We start from the raw sequence: 18,920 nt of genomic DNA on the forward strand, positions 1-18,920 counted from the left end.
ATCTCACCGTCTTCATCCCACCGTTCTTGGATGTAGTAGCGACCGACGTTCCACAGTTTCGATGCTGCGAACCCGCACTGGTCGAGGTCGTCACGAATCTGCGTGTGATTCGTGATGCGTGCGACGTAGGTGCGGGTTGTCTCCAGCATCGTACTGTGTTCATAATCAGTTATGAAACAGAGGATCTTAGAGGCTATGTTTGACGTGGAATATCCGGCCCTGTCGGTATCGGTGGAACGGGTCACTGAGTGACGGCGCGTATCCACGGCCTGAAGGCCGTGGTATTGCGCCTGTTCCACCTATAAAGAGATGGCCAGTTACGCCACCTTACAGTGGTGTACGTGTTGGATAACAAATATTGGATCAGCTGAACGCCTGTGACATGGATGACCTCACAGGATTTCAACGAGACCTGCTGTACGTGATCGCTGGGTTTGATCGACCGTCTGGACAGGACATCAAAGACGAGGTTGAGGAATATTACAGTAGCGAGATCAATCATGGACGGCTGTACCCGAATCTCGACACCCTCGTCAACAAAGGTCTCGTCGAGAAAGGACAACTCGACAGGCGAACGAACTACTATGCGAGTACAGCGGACGGCGAGCAAGCGATCGTGGACCGACAAGAATGGAAATCACAGTACATCGGCTAATTATGGTTTCGCACGCTAACGTGCCTGTGTAGCTATGTTCTCCGATCGCATTCGAGAACGCGTCGGTGGTATCGGTATCGCGCTTCTCGTCATCGTTCTCGCCAGCATCGGCTGGCGTCGGCGTGAGACGGCCCGGCGCGTGGCCGAGCTTCGACAGACTGCGACCACGGGACGTAAGCGCGTGGTCACCGAAAATGATCTTGACGGACTCCCCACCCCTGTCCGCACATATTTCGACACCGTTCTGCAGGAGGGACAGCCATTCATCGACTCGGTCCGCCTCGAACAGACCGGGAAACTGCGCCCCGGCGATGCAGCATCGCCGTGGAAACCGTTTACAGCGACCCAGTACGTCACGGTCGATCCGCCAGGGTTCCTCTGGGATGCGTCGGTCAGCCTTGCGCCGCTCGTCTCGGTTCGCGTCCGTGACCGGTTCCACGACTGGACGGGGGCTGCGAGCGTGTCGCTGTTCGGTGTCGTCCCACTCGAGAGAGACGACTCGAGTCCGGAACTGGAAGAAGCGGCACTGATGCGGTACCTTGCCGAGGCGGTCTGGTATCCGACTGCGCTCCTTCCCACAGCGGGGGTCGAGTGGGAGTCGATCGATGAGCGGACGGCGAAAGCGACCATCGAAAACGGGGCCGTGTCCGCTTCGCTCACGTTTTCGTTTACCGACAACGGTGAGGTAGCTCGTGTCCACGCTGATCGGTATCGACGTGTTGACGATGGCTACGAATCGACACCCTGGTCCGGCTACTGGCGGAACTACGAGACACGAAACGGTGTTCGCGTACCGACGGCGGGAGCGGTCGTCTGGCATCTCCCGGACGGCGATATGCACGCGTGGCAGGGACAGATCACGGCGCTACAGTACAACGAATTGTGACAGCCGTTTCTCGATCACTTATCGCGTCTGATGGCCCACTCACTGCGAAGTAGCGATAGATTCAACAGGTTGTTTGTCATACACTGACATGGCTGCCAGGGCAGCCAACGAGGACAGTCGTTTGCCGCAACTCGAGGGTGACGACGGTGTTTCTCCCAACACTACTCGCCCTCTCCTGTGACTCTCGGCTTCTGTTCTCCATCCGACTCCGTGTCCCACCCACTAACAGACGCGTTGCTGCGACGTATCCGAGAACGTCCCGGTCCGATACTCTCGGACGTTCGTCTGACAGATCTGGTCTATCACGAATTATTATACCTAATTTGTTGCGAAATTCGGGGAATTGAGTTAGTTTTAAACCACCGCCAGCACTCGATTGAATATGGATCGACCACTGCTCGTCCCACAGTTTTTAGACCGTGCCCGAACGTATTTTGGCGAGGAAGAGGCCATCGTCGCTGCGAACGGCGATCGATTCACCTACGACGAGTTCGGTGAGCGAGCCGACCGACTCTCGGCAGCGCTGCAGGACCGCGGCGTCGAAAAAGGCGACCGCGTCGCCGTACTCGCGCCCAACACCCACTACCACCTCGAGTCGGTCTACGGGATCACACAGATCGGCGCTGTTCACACGCCGCTGAATTATCGACTTGTGCCCTCTGATTTCGAGTACATGCTCAACGACTGTGATGTGACCGCGATCATCGCAGACCACGAGTACGCCGATCAGGTCGAGGCCGTCCGTGACGAGGTGCCGGTCGAGACGTTCATCGCGTCCAACGCCAATGAGGTCGACGGTGACTGGGAGGACTTCGATGAGGTGCTCGCGGACACCGAGCCAACGTACGACCGGCCCGAGATGGACGAAGAGGACATCATCACGATCAACTACACCTCGGGGACGACGGGTGACCCGAAAGGCGTGATGCGAAACCACCGCGGCGAGACCATCCACGCCTACTCTTCGTCCGTCCACCGCGACATCAGCGATGACGACGTCTATCTGTGGACGCTGCCGATGTTCCACGTCAACGGCTGGGGTCACGTCTTCTCGATCACCGGTATCGGCGGCACGCACGTCTGTACGCGCGGTGTCGACGCGGCCGACGTGTTCGAGACGATCCAGGAGGAAGACGTCTCGTACTTCTGTGCCGCACCGACCGTGCTCAACATGCTGCTCGATTACCACGAGACGAACGATCCGGTGACGACGGGCGACAACGACGTTCGCGTCGCGACCGCCGGCAGCGCCCCGCCGGAATCGACGATCCGAACCGTCGAAGACGAGTTCGGCTGGGAACTGGCACACGTCTACGGCGCGACCGAAACCGGTCCGCTCATCGCCACTTCCGAGGTCAATCGCTTCCTCGAGGACGATCAGGCCCGCTACGACATCAAGAAGCGACAGGGGATTCCGATGCTCGGCACGGAAATCCGCGTCGTCGACGATGACGGCAACGAGGTCCCGTGGGACGACGCGACGATCGGCGAGATCGTCGTCCGTGGCAACCAGATCATGGAAGGCTACTGGGAGAACCCCGAGGAGACCGAGCGTGCGTTCAACGACCGCCTCGAGGGCTGGTTCCACATGGGCGATCTCGCCACCGTCGACGAGAACGGCATGATCGCGATCCAGGACCGTAAGAAGGACATCATCATCTCCGGGGGCGAGAACATCTCGAGTATCGAACTCGAGGACACACTCTACGAACACCCCGAAGTCGCCGAGGTTGCCGTGATTCCGTCACCGAGCGACCAGTGGGGCGAGACGCCGAAGGCGTTTATTGTGCCTGCCAACGGTGATCCAACGGATCCCGGTGTGACCGCTGAGGAGATCATCGACTTCACTCGTGAGAACCTCGCGAGCTACAAGGTCGTTCGCCGGGTCGAGTTCGTCAAGCAGTTGCCGACGACGGCGACCGGGAAAGTCGAGAAGTACGAACTGCGCGAACAGGAGTGGGACGAAGAGGACTCGCTGGTCGGTCAGGGATAACAGTAGATAGCGTTCCGGTTTCGTTATGCAGCGCCGAGTGTGAAACTCGCAGCAAATACAGTCGGACGGTTATCGGCGCGAAAATCTACCTCTCTGGCTCTCAAGATCAGCCTGCTGAATACCGAAGGTACGGTCGGTACGACGGGTCGGACACATCGCGCGACCGATTAGAGGTCGTCCATGTCATGGTCGCGGCCCCCATCAGTACCAACAAGACTGTGGCCACAGTGTGGACACTCGCCGACATCGGGGTGGCGTTCTGCCTCTATGAGAAAGCCCGATGCGAGAATACTCGCGGGGAGTGCGAAGATGGCGATACCGACGATCGTCGTGAGCGCACCGAGCACCTGGCCAAGCGGTGTCATCGGGACAACATCGCCATAGCCGACGGTGGTGAGTGTCACAATACTCCACCAGAGCGCTGCGGGGATCGAGCCAAAAGAGTCCGGTTGAGCAGACCGTTCGACGAGGTACAACAGCGTTGCGGCGAACAGCGCCACTGCGCCCGTCCCGGTAAACGCGATCGCGAGGTCGTCGCGCTTGCGCCGGTAGACGGTCCGGAACCGCTGTCGGGACCCCTCGAAGCCCGGGAATCCGAGGAGATGCAGCACCCAGAGGAGTCGGATGGTTTGGAACTCCGGGATGCTGATGAACACACCGAGTGCGAACGGCACGATGACGAGGAGGTCGAGGACGGACGATGGGCGACGGAGAAACGCCACACGTGCATGCATCGGGTCTGTCGGCTCACTCACCGGGATAGCCCAGACTCGAACGACGAGCATGACTGCCAGCACACCGATAGATATCATCGCAAACAACGTCAGCACCGAGCCGTATCGTATCGCGACAACATCGACGGTTTCCATCACAGCCGAGATGGCATTGAGAATCACGAGCCACTGCAAGCCGTTGTTGAGCACTCGACCCACCGGATGGTCGGTCTCGGGAGCCAAGACGGCCCAGGTCCTGCGTTGCAGGCGTGAGAACATGCGCTAGTAAAAGCCGCCCAGGCTTGACATCCTCCTCCGCGTAAACGCGGAGGAATCCCGAGCGGTGGGAGTTTCAGGTTTGCAGTCCAATCGGCGGACTCCCAGTCCTTTCGGGGACGGGTAGTCCCACAGCGTCGGACTGGTGGACTGCTGGCCATGCCAAGTGGCCGTTACCCCTATCCTCGACCGTGTATGGCATCCCGGTGTTATTTTGGCCACAGGGATGCCAGCAGGTGTCAGCGGACTTGGGGGGTATCGTCTCTCGTGCTTGAAGCAGTCGGCACATCGGCACACCTTTCGAGGATGTGGCGTTCACCGACTGCCCTTTCGGATACTGCCTCGTTATCGGGGGCGGACAGGCCGTGGTTCGAAAATCGGAGATTTTCGTCATCACGAGAGAGCAAAGCTCTCTCGAACGACCTCCGCAGGACGGTTCGGAATCCGCTCCGACCAAGTCCTGCCCCTCGATTGGGCGACCTGCCACTTAAACATCTGCATGGGAAACTCAGATTATACATCCAAACGGTGTCTCCGCCCCGAGTGACGGCGCGTATCCACGCCGTGAACGGCGTGGTATTGCGCCTGTTCCACCTATAAAACAGCCGACGCCCCGTCGGAGACGAGATACGAGACACACCTGGTCCCGGGGCAGACGATCTGGACGACGCCTTCGATGGCCATCGTGGCGTATTCGATCGGGGTCGCAGACGTATCGCTCATTGCGATCGTCGTCAGTGCGTGAATTACATGGCTGCTATTAATTGAAATAGTGGATTCGATAGAGATATAATGGTCTGCTGTATGATGATGGCATGGTTCGCTATGCCGCCTCGCGGTGTTCCACCTGCGGTGGAAAGCAAAAACTACGAGCAAATAACTCTGTCTGGTGCCCAAACTGCGCTCAGTTTCTCTCCACTGCGTCGAAGTCGTAAGTCCTCGAGTCGCCCAGTCCTCGAAGCGAGCGCGATTTCTGTACGTCTCGATGAACCATCGAAGATGCTCGCTTCCATCTCCAGTACAACCTGTTGATCAGAACGAGTCGCGTGCTCCCTTATACCGGCTATTCTCTCCGATACCTGGGTTCGGACGAAACGGTTCGAACCCGCTGCCGTCATGCCGTTTTCGGCGAACACGGCGTCGGCACGTCGGTAAGGTTTGCACGGGGCGATAGACGAAGGTCGACAGTGGGCCAACGTCCCGTATGTCGATCGCCTTGCGGACGCTCGACGACGGCGCGTGGATCAGCATCAACGATAGTCGGCAGGTAAGCGTCAGCGATGTCTGGTCGCTCACTACCGGCGCGTTCTGTGATTGTTCTCCAGCGTACGTCCTGCTCGAGGCGTTCGTCGATGTCGACATCGACGGCTCGATCGTCGTCGTCCACGCAGTCGGGCAGTGTCTCGAGTGTGGCACGCGTGATTCGATCGAGCGCCTTCCCGTCGGCCGCATCGTGAACGACGACTTCTATCCATACGACCCCGAGGGCGTCCAGTGGCTCGTCGAACCCGACGGCGAACGTCCGTAAGTCGATAGTGGCAAAGACGACCGGAACCGCCGAGACGCGGGGAGAACTGACGACAGAGGACGTGTCTTATGTGTCTCCTCCATATGCGGTCGTAATGCCTACCGACGTCGAGCACTGGAAGGATGAACTCTATGGAACCGAAATACGCGCCGAAATCGAGCGCTTCGCCGAGGAGGGTTGGGAGTCGATTCCCGAGGACGAGCGAGACGCCTGGTTCGAGCGCTTCAAATGGTTTGGCCTGTACCACCAGCGGGCTGGGCAGGAATCGTACTTCATGCTGCGGATCGGCCCGCCGAGTGGCGTCCTCAAGCCGGGCCAGTTCCGGCGCATCGTCGAGATCGCCGACGAGTTCTCCCGTGGCCCCGCCGAAAACCCCGAGTTCGGTAACGGCTGGCTCGACGTGACCACCCGACAGGCGATCCAGCTCCACTGGATCCGACTCGAGGACGTCCCCGAACTCTTCGATCGCCTTGAGGATGTCGGGCTCTCGACGGTCCAGGCGTGTGGTGACTCCTGGCGGAACATCGTCGGCTGCCCGGTCGCCGGCAAGGACAAACACGAGCACGTCGATGCGGGTGCCCTTGCGACCGAACTCAACGAGACGTTCAAGCAGAACGAAGCGCACTCGAACCTCCCGCGGAAGTGGAAGGTCTCAGTGACGGGCTGTGACGAAGGCTGTGGGCAGGGCGACATCAACGATCTCTCCTTTGAACCCGCCGAGAAGGAGCTCAACGGGGAGACGGTGACTGGTTACAACGTTCGCGTCGGCGGTGGCCTCTCGCGAAACGAGCCGCGATTCGCCCGGAATATCGATGTCTTCGCCACGCCGGAGCAGGCCGTCGACGTGGCGGGTGGACTCTCCGCGCTCTTCCGCGATCACGGTGATCGAGAGAACCGCTACAACGCTCGCATGAAGTTCCTCGTCGACGAGTGGGGGCCGGAGAACGTCCGCGAAACCCTGCAAGCGGACTACGTCGACTTCGAACTCGAGACGGCCGGTGATGACCTCCGCGAGTCGTATTCGTACAACGCTGGCGACGCCGACGGCAAACACGACCACGTCGGCGTCCACGAGCAGGTCGACGGGAAGTACTACGTTGGATTGAACGTCCTCGTCGGCAGGATCGGCGTCAACGACGCCTACGAGATCGCCGACGCAGCCGAGGCGTACGCCTCCGGCGAAGTGCGGCTGACGCAGCGTCAAAACATCATCCTCACCGACGTCCCCGAGGAGAACCTCGACGCGTTGCTCGCAGAGCCGGTGTTCGAGGAATACAGCCCCGACCCCCATCCGTTCCAGCGCGGGTCGATCGCCTGTACGGGCACCGAGTTCTGTTCGCTCTCGATCGTCGAGACGAAAAACCGGCAAGTTCGCTACGCCCGCTGGCTCAAGGAGAACGTCGACCTCCCCGACGGCGTCGAGAACTTCCACATTCACCTATCTGGCTGTACGGCCTCGTGTGCCCAGCCCCAGATCGCCGATGTCTCCCTGCGAGGGATGAAAACGCGCAAGAACGGCGAACCGGTCGAAGCCCTCGACATCGGGCTCGGCGGTGGACTCGGTGAGAACCCACAGTTCGCCTCCTGGGTCGCCGAACGCATCCCGGCGGACGAAGTCCCCGGTGCGATCGCAACCCTCCTCGAGAACTTCGCGGCTGCCCGTGACGGCTCGGAGAGTTTCCGAGAGTTCGTTCTCGAGCGAGACGACGAGGAACTGGCCGACCTCATCGAACCCGAAGAGACGGACTACGACGATCCGTACATGCACAATACGAAACGGACCTGGTATCCCTACGCCGAGGACGACGACCTCGAGGCAAGTCCAGCTCCGGCACGAGCCGACGGCACACCGATTCCATCGGACGACTAACATGGCTGACCGGCTAATGAAAGTCAACGCGTACACGACTCTCGATCTCGTCGACGCCGTCGTGACGGGCCACGACTTCGAGACGGAATCGCTGGCCGTCGTGAACGCAACGGCGGAGAGGGACCACCCCGACTGCGTCCGGTTGCAGTTCGAACTGGACAACATGACCGAAGCCCACCTGCCCGCACATATGGAAGCCCTCGAGTTGACGCCCGAGCAAGCTCGGACGCTTGCGGCGGACCTCGAGAAACACGCCGCGCGCGTCGAGGAGGCACACGACACGCAGTCGGCTGCGGATCGTTCCGACGCCTAATCACCACCCATACGGGCTGCTGTCACTGTGTCTCGGCGCATCCGCAATGGGGTGCAACTGCATCGGCACTGACTGAGAGGGGTCTGTATCAGCTTCGGCGTTGCTGAAACAGTTTGAGAACGCGGGCTCTCGGTGTGTTATTTCGCTGAAAATACGTCCGACAGCGCTTTGGGACACGCAGAAAACGTACCTCCTTACGTACCAATTCGTATGTGAACACTGCCGGGGAGAGCCAACGACCATCGAGGAGGATACGAATTACGCAGACGAGAGCTTTCGACTGGCGAGTGCGAGGACGAGCATGACGACGATGAGTACGACCGAGAGCGCGTTGATCGTCGGGGTCAGCCCTGTTCGGAGCATCGTGTAGATGACGACCGGAACGGTGCTGGTGCCCGGCGAGATGAGAAACTGCGTCGCGGTGAACTCGCCAAACGAGACGACGAACGCAATGAATGCGCCAGCGAGAATGGCTGGCGAGATGATCGGCCCAGTCACGTGTCGGAACGTCGTCACCGGGTCGGCACCGAGCACACGCGAGGCACGCTCGAGGTCCCGATCGTAGGTGAGCAGCTCCGAACGCACCAGCAAGAAGACGTACGGAAGCGACAGCACCGTGTGGCCGAGGATGAGCGCCGGAAAGCCAGACGGAAGCTGGATGGTGCTGAAGTAGCGGACGAGCGCGATCCCTGTGATGACGGGTGAGATGATCATCGGGAGGAGCATGACCGTCGAGATCTGTTCCTTGTAGGGGAACTCCCCGCGAACGAAGCCGATGGCAGCGATCGTCCCGATGATGGCAGACAGGATCGCCGACACCGTCGAGACGATCAGGCTCACCGTGAGCGCGCTGAGTAGTCGCTGGTCGGCCAGCAGTTCCTGGTACCACTTGAGCGAGAGTCCCTCCTGTGGAATCGCCGGGAAGTTCTGTGGTGTAAACGATGTCAGGATGACGATCAGGACCGGCAACAGGAGGAAAGCGAACACGAGCGTGATAAGCGCCCGGAACGTGACTCCCTCAAGTTGCGCTGTCGTACGTGTGCTCATATGTTCCCAAGCACCTCCTGAAGATCGAACAGCGTGTTGAACACCAACAGGAGTCCGACAAGCAAGACGGTGTACACGATCGCCAGTGCGGAGGCGAACTGGATGTTGAAGTTGTCCAGGAACGCCTGTGCGATGACGTTCGCGATCATGGTCTGTTTCGGGCCGCCAAGCACAGCCGGACCAAGGAACGAGCCGGCCGCGAGGATGAACACGATGAGACCGGCAGCAACCAGTCCTGGCAGGCTCAGTGGGAAGATGACCTTGGTTATCGTCCGCCACTTCCCGGCACCGAGCACACGCGAAGCGTTGACCAGTTCCTCATCGATGGCATTCAGGGAGTTGTAGATCGGCAACACAGCGAACGGCAGGTAGACGTTCGCGAGGCCGATAACGACGGCCGGTGTGGTAAACAGCAGGTCCGTTTCGAACCCAGTTAAGTCGGCCAGCGGACCAGCCGGTGACAGGAACAGCAGGATGCCGAAGTACCGGACGATATACGCGATCCACAGCGGAACGATGATGAGAATCATCGCTGTGCGGACGCGCTCGGTACTAAATGCGAGGAAGTACGACAGCATGTACGCCAACGCGAGCGTGACGCCGGTCGTGACGAACCCATAGAGGAACGATCGAACGAACGCGTCCACGTAGATGCCGTTCATCACACGACGGTAGGATTCGAACGGCGTCGTCGACCCGAGACTCAGGCTCTCCGGGATCAACAGCAGGATCGGCAGGACGAAAAACAGGCCGACGAATCCGAGCCCGAACAGTGCCAGATGTCGGTTGGCGATCCGTCCTTCGAGCCCTTCACCGATAATGTGCGTCACTCTCCCCAGACCGCCCCGTTGGACGCTCATAGGACGATCACCCGCTCGGCTGGGAACCTGAGGAAGATATCATCATCGACATCGATATCCGGGAACCGCGTGGTGTGTGCGAGCGCCGTCGAGCCATCCTCGAGTGTGGCCGAGAGTTCCGCGCGGTTCCCGAGGTTCGCGATATCGGTTACGATCCCGCGGAACTCGTTTTCGGCCCCCGTCGGCTTTGGGCTCACCTCGATGTCTTCCGGCCGGACGTACAGCGAGACGGACTGGTCGTCGTCGATGCTCGAGTCAGGGAGCGCGATCCGCTTTTCGTCGTTATAGACGACAGCCTGCCCGTTCTCGTGGGTGACGGTGCCGTTGAACTGTGTCGATTTGCCGACGAACTCCGCGACGAACGGATTGGCTGGCGACTCGTAGATCCGCTCAGGGCTGTCGATCTGCTGGGCCTGGCCGTCGTTGAGGACGACGACTTTGTCCGACATCGACAGCGCATCCTCCTGGTCGTGGGTGACGTACAGCGTCGTGACGTTGACCTCGCGTTGGATGCGATTGAGCCAGCCGCGCATCTCTTCACGAAGGACGCGATCGAGGCCCGTGAGGGGTTCGTCGAGCAGGAGGATGTCTGGTTCGTAGGCGAGCGAGCGAGCCAGCGAGACGCGCTGTTGTTGGCCACCGGAGAGTTCGCCTGGCTTGTGATCGCCGTGGTCGGGCATATCGACGAGCTCGAGTGACTCCTCGACGCGCTCTTCGACGTCGGCCGCGGAGTAGCCATGCATCTTCAGCCCGTAGGCGATGTTCTCTCGGACGGTCATGTGGGGAAAGAGCGCCGTCGACTGGAACGCCATCCCGATGTTGCGCTTCTCTGGTGGGAGATCCGTTACGTCCGTCCCGCGCAGGCGGATGCGCCCATCGGTCGGTTCGACGAGACCGGCGATTGCGTGTAACGTCGTCGACTTCCCACAGCCGGAGGGGCCGAGTAACGTGACGAACTCCCCTTCCTCGATCCGGAAGGAGAGGTCCTCGACAGCACAGAGCTCCCCGTAGTACTTCGTGAAGGTATCTACTTCGAGCATTGACGTTAGTTCTGCTTGATGCTGTCGAGTCGCTGGGTCCACGCGTCCTCTTTCGGCAGTACCGCATCCCAGTCCCGGAAGGCCAGATCCTCCGCGGGTGCGTAGTCGGGGAGTTCCTGCATCGAGCTTGGCGGGTTCTTGACCTGAACGGTGTAGTTCATGCCCTCGGAAAGAGACAGGAGGTTCTCTCGCTGGTAGGTATGATTGAGCAGTTCGTGGGCTGCTTCCATGTTTTCCGATCCTTTGACGATCGCGAGGTTGTCGGACCACCCCATCGCACCCTCCTCGGGAATGACGTACTCGATATTGTCGTAGCCCTCGTTTTGCAGCGCGAGCACGCGGCCACCCCATGCCTCACAGATCCACGCGTTCTCTTGACGGAGGTAGCGAATCGACGTCGCGCCGTCGCCCCAGTAGGCGAAGACGTTTCCATTCTCCTCACGCGCCCGCTGGAACATCGTGTCCGTTTTCGCTTCGTCATCCGGGACCTCATTGATGTTAAGCCCCGCTGCGGCTGCCGCGTTCGAGAGCCGGTCGATCGTCCGGTCGATAAGCGACACTTTTCCCTCGTATGCGGGGTCAAGAAGTGCGTCCCATGACGTGAGTTCGCCGTCGACCTTGTCCGTATTGTATGCAAAACCCGTCGCGCCGTTCTCGCGGATGAGGCCCATGGTGTCCTCGCCGTTCATGTTGAACGACAGCGTCCGCGCCGACTCCTTGATGTTCTTCTCGTAGTTCGGAACCTGCGAGAGATCGATCGGCTCGAGGATGTCTTCCTGCTGGGCGCGTGCCATCCCGGTGTCGTTGAGCGCGACGACGTCGAACGAGCCAGGATTTTGCTTGATCAACGAGATCATCTCCGTCGTTCCGCCAGCCGACGTCCCCTCGACGGTCATCTCCGAATCCCAGCTGTCGAACACGGACATCTGTGTCTCCTGTGTGTTGCCACCGAAACCGAGGAACCGGAGTTTGCTGCCCGAACTGCTACTGAGTAGTGATGTACAGCCCGCTAGTGCCGTCAGTGTCCCAACACCTGCTGTTGCCAGTACGTCCCGTCGATCCGCCATGCCTTTGTGTGTCATTGCCGTGAGTTTCTATTACATAGTAGTATAATAGTCTTTCCCAGAAAGCCACCTCTCTTTTGTGAAGATTCTGAATTAAGGTCGAATAATTAGGAGCGAGCAAAGATTTATGTGTACAACTGATATGTATCTACGTAGTCGCTTGACTATGACTACCACAGACACTGTGGCGGAGGAACCAACACGGTATGAACGTGATGGGGCCGTCGCATGCGTCCGGCTGAATCGACCCGATAGTCTCAACGCAGTGACGCCTGCGTTATACGAGGGAATCTGCGATGGCCTTGAGCGAGCAGTCGACGACGATGCGCGCGTCGTCGTCCTCGAAGGTGAAGGGCGGGCCTTCTGTGTGGGTGCCGACATGGAGAACCACGATGAGGCCGAGCGCACCCAGAAGGAACGCCGCGAGTACGTCTGGCAGGCCCAAGAGGCCGCCAAAGCAGTCCAGACGCATCCGCAGCCGGTGATCGCGAAAGTTCAGGGGTACGCCATCGGTGCGGGCGCTGAACTCGCACTGAGTGCTGATTTCGTGCTCATGGGTGAGGACGCGGAGATTCGGTTCCCGGAAGTGTCGATCGGAACGTACATCGGCGGCGGTGTCACGTACACGCTGGCCGCCCGCGTCGGGCAGGCCCGTGCGAAGGAACTCGTCCTCTCGGCGGCGTCGCTGACCGGTGCAGAAGCAGCCGATGAAGGTGTCGTGACGAGCGCACACCCCGACGGGGAACTCGAGGACGCCGTCGACGATCTGGCCGAGGAGCTTGCGCGGAACGCCCCGATTCCGATGAAGTTCGCCAAAGAACAGTTCGGGCGTGTCGGCCAAGCAACGCGCGACGACATGCTGACGGCCGAGGCCGAAGCGCTACTGGCCTGTATGGCAACTGATGACTGGCAAGAGGGTGTCGACGCGTTCGCCGAGGACCGCGAGCCGTCGTTCGAGGGGGTCTAACCGTGGCGGACTGTTCGACTGACATCGGCCGTATCATGGACCCCGATTCGGTCGCCATCGTCGGCGCTTCCACCGACGAAACGAAACGGGGCTATCAAGCCATTGAGACGCTCCAGGAAGGCGGCTACGAGGTCGAGATCTATCCGGTCAACCCCTCCGCTGACGAGATCCGTGGCCTCGAGGTCTACCCGACCATCTCCGCGATTCCCGGCCGCGTCGACCTTGCGCTCATCGTTACCCCGGCACCGATCGTCCCGCAGATCCTCGAGGACTGTGCGGATACCGACCTCGCGGGCGCGGTGGTCATCGCCGTCGGGTTCAGTGAAGCCGGCGAAGACGGCCAAGAACTCGAAGACGAGATCGTCTCGCTGGCACGCGAGCACGGCGTCAGATTGATCGGCCCGAACACCTCCGGGATGATCAACGTCCATCAGGGACTGAACCTCGTCGGCGCGGACACGGTCCCCGAGGGTAACCTTGCGCTGCTCTGTCAGAGCGGGAACATGGCAATCTCGCTGTTCACCGAGGCCGCCACCCGAGAGGGCGTCGGCTTCAGCCACTACGTCGGCGTCGGTAACGAGGCCGACCTCCAGTTCCACGAGTACCTCCCCTTCTTCGATGACGATCCCAAAACGGACGTGATCGTCTGCTATGTCGAGGGCATGAGCGACGGCCGGGCCTTCCTCGAGCAGGCCCGCGACGTGACGACGGACACGCCGATCGTCATCTTGAAAAGCGGGCGGTCGGACGTGGGTAAGCGCTCGGCATCGTCCCACACTGGGTCGCTGGCCGGCGACGCCGCGGTGACCGATGCCGTCCTCGAACAGGCGGGCGTCGTCAGCGTCGAGCGCTCGGACGAACTCCTCTCGGTCGCGAACGCACTCTCGTCGCTTCCCAGTGCCGATAGCGAGAACGTCGCGATCCTCGCGGACGGCGGCGGCCACGCGACGCTTGCAGCGGACGCCCTCGCCGAACGCGGGCTTTCCATCCCGCAACTCACGGATGAGACACAGGACAAACTTCAAGACGTCCTCCCGGACGCGGCCAGCGTCGTCAATCCGGTAGACGTTGCAGGCGGCACCGATGAGGATCAGTCCGTGTTCGTCGACTGCGCGGAAGCCATTCTCGCCGATCCGAACGTGGATGCACTCATGCTCTCTGGCCTCTTCGGGGGCTACGGCATCCGCTTTGCCGAACAGTACACCGACGTCGAGATCGAGGCGGCATACGATCTGGCCGACTTCGCGGCCGAACACGAGAAACCGCTCGTCGTCCAAAGCGCCTACGAAGGATTCGACACGGACCCGCACGCAGTCCTGCGTGAAAACAGGATTCCGGTCGTCGAATCGCTCGACGTCGCGACTGCGAGTCTCGAGGCCCTGACGACATACGGCGAGCGCGTCGCAGCCGCCACCAAGAGCAGCGACTTCCAGCTTACCGGGACGACTGACACGGCCGAGACGATTAGCGATGCACTCGCCAGCGGTCGGACACAGCTCTCGGAGTTCGAGTCCAAGCAAGCGCTCTCGGAGGCCGACCTCCCGATCACACCGTTCGAACTCGCAACCAGCCCGGACGACGCACGGGACGCCGCAGCGTCAGTCGACGGGCCGGTCGCAATGAAGATCGTTTCGCCCGACATCGTCCACAAGTCGGACGCGGGCGGTGTCGCACTCGAGGTGTCAACCGAGGCGGCCAGCGACACCTACGACGACCTGCTCGCAGCGGCTCGCGACTACGATCCCGGCGCACAGATAGACGGCGTGCTCGTCTCACCGATGGCCGACGCTGGCGTCGAACTCATCGTCGGCGTCGTCGACGACGAGCAGTTCGGCCCCGTGGTCATGTGTGGCCTCGGCGGTGTCTTCGTCGAGGTCTTAGAAGACGTCGCGTTCCGGGCGCTGCCGCTTACCGAAGCCGACGCTCGATGGCTGCTCGAGGATATCGACGCACAGGAGCTGCTCGACGGCGCACGCGGGAACCCACCCGTAGACCGCGACGCGGTCGTGGATCTGCTGGTCTCGGTCTCCGAATTCGTCGAAGCCAATCCATCGGTGTCCGAACTGGATCTGAATCCCGTCTTCGCCACCGAAGACGGCGTCGAGGTCGTCGATGCCGCGATCACGCTCGAGTCGGATGGCACTGCTCGAGTCGACGGCGAAGCACCCATTTCGCGAGGAACAACTGATGATTGAAGTCGACGCACCATTGCACGTCGAACAGACCAACGACCACGTCGCTCGCGTCACCTACGACCGGTCCGATGCGATGAACGCGTACAACGAACCCCTGCTTCGAGGGGCGGTCGAGGCGTTTGAGCGCCTAGACGACCGAGATGAGATCCGTGCGATCGTTCTCACGGGCGCTGGCGACGCGTTCTGTGCCGGCGTGGACCTAAACGACATGCCCCTGACGCCGGAGATGGACTTCGCCGAGTACGAGACGGGACTGGGGCTGTTCCAGAACGTCGTGCGAACGATCCGCGGAATCGACACGCCCGTCATCGCGGCGGTCAACGGCTACGCGCTCGGTGCCGGTTGTGATACGGCACTCGCCTGTGACTTCCGCATCGTCAGTGACGAGGGCGTCATCGGTGAGACGTTCATCGACGTCGGGTTCGTCCCCGGCGACGGCGGTGCGTTCCTCCTGCCGCGACTGATCGGCGAGGCACGCGCGAAGGAACTCATCTTCACCGGCCGGAAACTCGTCGGCGAGGAGATCGTCGAATGGAACCTCGCACGCGAACAGGTCCCCGCAGACGAGCTACTCGATACGGCCGCGGCGTTCGCCGACCGACTGGCCGGGCGTCCACCGATCGCACTCGCCCAGAGCAAGCGGCTCGTCAACGAGAGCTTCGACGTTGACCTCGAGCGCGCACTCGAGGACGCCACCCGTGCACAGCGGATTTGTTCACAGACGGACGACCACGAGGAGGCGGTCGCTGCCTTCCAGGAGGATCGGCAACCGGAGTTCGAGGGACGATGAAGCGATTTACAGCCAGTGTGGTCCAGTTCGACAGCACGCTCGGCCCGGCAGACGACGGAACGCTCGATCGGATGGTCGAGGCGATCGCCGCCGCTGACGCGGACCTGGTCGTGTTTCCGGAGCTCGCGACGACCGGGTATCACGTCTTCGAGGACCTCTCCAACGTAGCGGAACCCATTCCAGGTCCGACGACCGAGGTGCTGAGTACAGCTGCTGCCGACGCCGAGACCGCGGTGCTGTTCGGGATGCCGGTCCAGGACGGCGACGACGTCTACAACTGTGCGGTCTGGCTCGACGCCGACGGAACCGTGCGTGCCCGCTACGACAAGCGCCACCTCTGGGACGACGAGGGCGAACACTATGCGGTCGGTGATGCGTACACCGTCGTCGACGCACCGTTCGGCCGGGTCGGTATCCAGATTTGTTACGATCTGAACTTTCCCGCTGCGAGCCTGGCGCTCGCACGTGCCGAGTGTGACGTCATGATCAACATTGCCGCCTGGTCGGTCCAGATGGAACGCGACTGGCACACGCTGTTGCCCGCACGCGCAGTCGAACAGGGTGCGTACGTGATCGGCTGTAACCGTGCCGGCACGGAGGCCGGGAACACGTTCTGTGGCCACAGCAAGGTGATCGAACCCGATGGGACGACGGTCGTCGAGATGGGAGCCGGACCCGGACAGGCCGCTGTCACACTCGATCCCGGCGTCCTCGCAGCCGAGCATGAACGGAACCCGATGCGTGTTGACCGTCCGGTGATCGACGCCGATGCGGTCCGACAATGACTGTATACGCGATCCGATTGGGTGCCTTCCAATCAAATTCCGCGAAGATCGGAACGAACCTAACATATTAACGAGATGAATGCCAATACTCAGTCGATGCCGAAGGTAGCGCTCGACGAGGTGGACTTCCAGATCCTCCGTCGGCTTGATGAGAACGGGGATATCGACGTCGACGAACTGAGCGAGGAACTCGACGTCAGTACCTCCACGATTTACTATCGGATGGAGAACTACCGGGAGAAGGAAATCGTGAAGGGAGAAATCGCTCAGCTTGATCCCCAGAAGCTCGGCCTCGAATTGACGGCGATCACCGAGATCAACGCCGATTACGACGGTCCCGGGTACGAGGAGGTCGCTGAGAAGATTGCCGGTCTCTCGGGCGTTCAGCGAGTCTTCTTCATGCTCGGCGAGATGTCATTTTACGTGTTATCGCGCGTGCGCGATCACGAGCATCTCCAGAAACTGATGGAGGAGATCATCCAGACCGAGGGCGTGGACAACTCGACGACGAACATTGTTCTGCGGACGTTCAAAGACGAAGACCGCCTGCTAGTCAACTACGACGACGAGGATCTAGAGCGAATCTTCGGCGACCAACGCCAGCCGGCAAACGACTAAAGCCGTTTCACTCGATCGCACAGCTATCATGCGATTGGGTGTGCAGTGCGTTCAGCTGCGCTGTTGGATTGTACAGATCAGGACGACGATCTATCAACCGTCGTGAGTAGGGATTTAATTGTGATTGAATGTAATAATAGGTTGCTATGCAAGCGGTAACATACCACGGACAGAAAGACATTCGTGTCGAAGAGGTAGAATCGGGAGCGGTCGGAGCGGACGAGGTCCGAATCGATGTCGATTCCTGTGGGATCTGTGGGTCGGATCTCCACGAATACACCGCTGGTCCGATTTTCGTTCCGGAGGACGATCCCCACCCCGTCTCTGGAGAGACAGCACCGATCAGGATGGGTCACGAGTACAGTGGCACCATCGCAGAGGTCGGCGAGTCCGTGACGGACTTGGCCGTCGGTGATGCCGTCGCAGTCAACCCCATCCTCTCCTGCGGTGAGTGTCGGCAGTGCCGAGAGGGGAACTACCACATCTGTGAATCGATTGGATTTATCGGACTGTCAGGCGGGAGTGGTGGATTCGCCGAAAGCGCAGTCGTTGATGCAGAACACGCCGTCCCGCTCGGGGACGACGTTCCCGTCGAACACGGCGCGCTAGTCGAGCCACTGAGCGTGGGACTGCATGCAGTCCGCCGCTCCGGACTTCAAGCAGGCGATGCTGTCGCCGTATTCGGGAGTGGACCCATTGGCCTGGCGGTCATCCAGTGTGCTCGCGTGGCCGGTGCGGGAACGATTTTCGTCTCCGAACCGCGCGACGCCAGACGCGACCGCGCAGCGGACTGTGGTGCGACAGAACTCATCGATCCATCGACAACCGATCCTGTCGAGTACATCCACTCGCACACGGACGGCGGTGCCGACATCACGTTCGAGGTCGCGGGCGTCGAACCCTCCTTCAACGCAGCCGTCGAGAGTACGACACCGAGCGGCCGTACGACCATCGTGAGCATCTGGGAGGAAACGGTGAATACGCATCTGAATTCCCTTGTCCTCGGTGAGCGAACCGTGACCGGGACGCTCGCCTATCTCGGCGGCCCGCGGTCCGACGAAGAGTACGGAATGGTAATCGAGATGCTTGCCGACGGTCGCCTCGACCCGGAGCCGTTCATCACTAACCGAATCGGCCTCGATGAGATCGTCGCCAACGGGTTCGAGCGGCTTATCGATCCCGAAAGCGACCACGTCAAAATCCTCGTCAAACCGGATATGGAATGAACCGCTCGAGTGTCGAGTGACTCGACCGTTATATCTGCCTCGAGGAGTGCCGGGACGAACTGCCGGGAGCGAAACGTGGACTACTCCAAAAGTC

The 18,920-nt window shown here is 60.7% G+C and carries 18 protein-coding genes and 1 pseudogene; 12 read left to right on the forward strand and 7 right to left on the reverse strand.

What is annotated here, in order from left to right; all coding sequences use genetic code 11:
* Positions 1–149 (reverse strand): annotated as a pseudogene (locus BSG09_RS20215) (RNA-guided endonuclease TnpB family protein); the annotation flags it as partial.
* Between the two features lie 233 nt (positions 150–382).
* Here BSG09_RS20215 and BSG09_RS14125 point away from each other — a divergent pair.
* The 3 genes from BSG09_RS14125 (at position 383) to BSG09_RS14135 (ending at position 3,534) form a co-directional block, all read left to right on the forward strand.
* A complete protein-coding gene (locus BSG09_RS14125) occupies positions 383–655 on the forward strand; it encodes a helix-turn-helix transcriptional regulator (RefSeq protein WP_092934216.1) in 273 nt (90 codons plus the stop codon).
* Positions 656–689: 34 nt separating this feature from the next.
* Positions 690–1,541 carry a DUF6544 family protein gene (locus tag BSG09_RS14130; RefSeq protein ID WP_092934219.1) on the forward strand — a complete coding sequence of 284 codons (852 nt, stop codon included), beginning with the start codon at positions 690–692 and terminating at the stop codon, positions 1,539–1,541.
* A gap of 382 nt (positions 1,542–1,923) precedes the next feature.
* Positions 1,924–3,534 (forward strand): long-chain-fatty-acid--CoA ligase, encoded by a 1,611-nt coding sequence (locus tag BSG09_RS14135; protein WP_092934221.1) that lies wholly within the window; start codon positions 1,924–1,926, stop codon positions 3,532–3,534.
* A 167-nt stretch (positions 3,535–3,701) separates the two neighbouring features.
* Here the strand turns inward: BSG09_RS14135 and BSG09_RS14140 are convergent, their stop codons facing one another.
* The gene (locus BSG09_RS14140; RefSeq protein WP_092934223.1) at positions 3,702–4,526 is read right to left on the reverse strand and encodes an ion transporter; all 825 of its coding nucleotides are present in this window, start codon (positions 4,524–4,526) and stop codon (positions 3,702–3,704) included.
* A 591-nt stretch (positions 4,527–5,117) separates the two neighbouring features.
* A complete protein-coding gene (locus BSG09_RS21595) occupies positions 5,118–5,246 on the reverse strand; it encodes a hypothetical protein (protein WP_262488536.1) in 129 nt (42 codons plus the stop codon).
* 481 nt (positions 5,247–5,727) lie between these two features.
* On the opposite strand from BSG09_RS21595, the gene BSG09_RS14145 reads away from it, so the two are divergent.
* From BSG09_RS14145 to BSG09_RS14155, 3 genes are all read left to right on the forward strand, one after another.
* Complete coding sequence (locus BSG09_RS14145; protein WP_092934225.1) at positions 5,728–6,051, forward strand: hypothetical protein; 324 nt, start codon at positions 5,728–5,730, stop codon at positions 6,049–6,051.
* 94 nt (positions 6,052–6,145) lie between these two features.
* A complete protein-coding gene (locus BSG09_RS14150; protein ID WP_092934226.1) occupies positions 6,146–7,921 on the forward strand; it encodes a nitrite/sulfite reductase in 1,776 nt (591 codons plus the stop codon).
* A gap of 1 nt (position 7,922) precedes the next feature.
* Positions 7,923–8,234 carry a DUF6360 family protein gene (locus BSG09_RS14155; RefSeq protein ID WP_175542209.1) on the forward strand — a complete coding sequence of 104 codons (312 nt, stop codon included), beginning with the start codon at positions 7,923–7,925 and terminating at the stop codon, positions 8,232–8,234.
* A gap of 258 nt (positions 8,235–8,492) precedes the next feature.
* On the opposite strand, the gene BSG09_RS14160 is transcribed toward BSG09_RS14155, so the two are convergent.
* The 4 genes from BSG09_RS14160 to BSG09_RS14175 are packed head-to-tail and all read right to left on the reverse strand — an operon-like array spanning position 8,493 to position 12,263.
* Positions 8,493–9,281, reverse strand: coding sequence for an ABC transporter permease (locus BSG09_RS14160; protein WP_092934228.1), 789 nt, complete (start codon positions 9,279–9,281; stop codon positions 8,493–8,495).
* Complete coding sequence (locus BSG09_RS14165; RefSeq protein WP_092934230.1) at positions 9,278–10,141, reverse strand: ABC transporter permease; 864 nt, start codon at positions 10,139–10,141, stop codon at positions 9,278–9,280. The genes BSG09_RS14160 and BSG09_RS14165 overlap by 4 nt, the downstream gene beginning before the upstream one ends.
* On the reverse strand, positions 10,138–11,181 hold the full coding sequence (locus BSG09_RS14170) for an ABC transporter ATP-binding protein (RefSeq protein ID WP_092934232.1): 1,044 nt from the start codon (positions 11,179–11,181) through the stop codon (positions 10,138–10,140). The genes BSG09_RS14165 and BSG09_RS14170 overlap by 4 nt, the downstream gene beginning before the upstream one ends.
* Before the next feature lie 5 nt (positions 11,182–11,186).
* Positions 11,187–12,263, reverse strand: coding sequence for an ABC transporter substrate-binding protein (locus BSG09_RS14175; protein ID WP_092934234.1), 1,077 nt, complete (start codon positions 12,261–12,263; stop codon positions 11,187–11,189).
* 148 nt (positions 12,264–12,411) lie between these two features.
* On the opposite strand from BSG09_RS14175, the gene BSG09_RS14180 reads away from it, so the two are divergent.
* From BSG09_RS14180 to BSG09_RS14205, 6 genes are all read left to right on the forward strand, one after another.
* Positions 12,412–13,212, forward strand: a complete 801-nt coding sequence (locus tag BSG09_RS14180; protein WP_223174775.1) for an enoyl-CoA hydratase/isomerase family protein — start codon at positions 12,412–12,414, stop codon at positions 13,210–13,212.
* A 2-nt stretch (positions 13,213–13,214) separates the two neighbouring features.
* The gene (locus tag BSG09_RS14185; RefSeq protein ID WP_092934235.1) at positions 13,215–15,407 is read left to right on the forward strand and encodes an acetate--CoA ligase family protein; all 2,193 of its coding nucleotides are present in this window, start codon (positions 13,215–13,217) and stop codon (positions 15,405–15,407) included.
* The gene (locus BSG09_RS14190) at positions 15,400–16,197 is read left to right on the forward strand and encodes an enoyl-CoA hydratase/isomerase family protein (protein ID WP_223174776.1); all 798 of its coding nucleotides are present in this window, start codon (positions 15,400–15,402) and stop codon (positions 16,195–16,197) included. Before BSG09_RS14185 ends, BSG09_RS14190 begins: the two co-directional genes overlap by 8 nt.
* Positions 16,194–16,982, forward strand: a complete 789-nt coding sequence (locus tag BSG09_RS14195; protein ID WP_092934237.1) for a carbon-nitrogen hydrolase family protein — start codon at positions 16,194–16,196, stop codon at positions 16,980–16,982. Before BSG09_RS14190 ends, BSG09_RS14195 begins: the two co-directional genes overlap by 4 nt.
* 96 nt (positions 16,983–17,078) lie before the next feature.
* Positions 17,079–17,600 carry an Lrp/AsnC family transcriptional regulator gene (locus BSG09_RS14200; RefSeq protein WP_092934239.1) on the forward strand — a complete coding sequence of 174 codons (522 nt, stop codon included), beginning with the start codon at positions 17,079–17,081 and terminating at the stop codon, positions 17,598–17,600.
* A 146-nt stretch (positions 17,601–17,746) separates the two neighbouring features.
* The gene (locus BSG09_RS14205) at positions 17,747–18,826 is read left to right on the forward strand and encodes a 2,3-butanediol dehydrogenase (protein WP_092934241.1); all 1,080 of its coding nucleotides are present in this window, start codon (positions 17,747–17,749) and stop codon (positions 18,824–18,826) included.
* Positions 18,827–18,920 lie beyond the last annotated feature (94 nt).

This window comes from Natrinema hispanicum (assembly GCF_900111485.1).
In the GTDB taxonomy this organism is placed as follows: Archaea; Halobacteriota; Halobacteria; order Halobacteriales; family Natrialbaceae; genus Natrinema; species Natrinema hispanicum_A.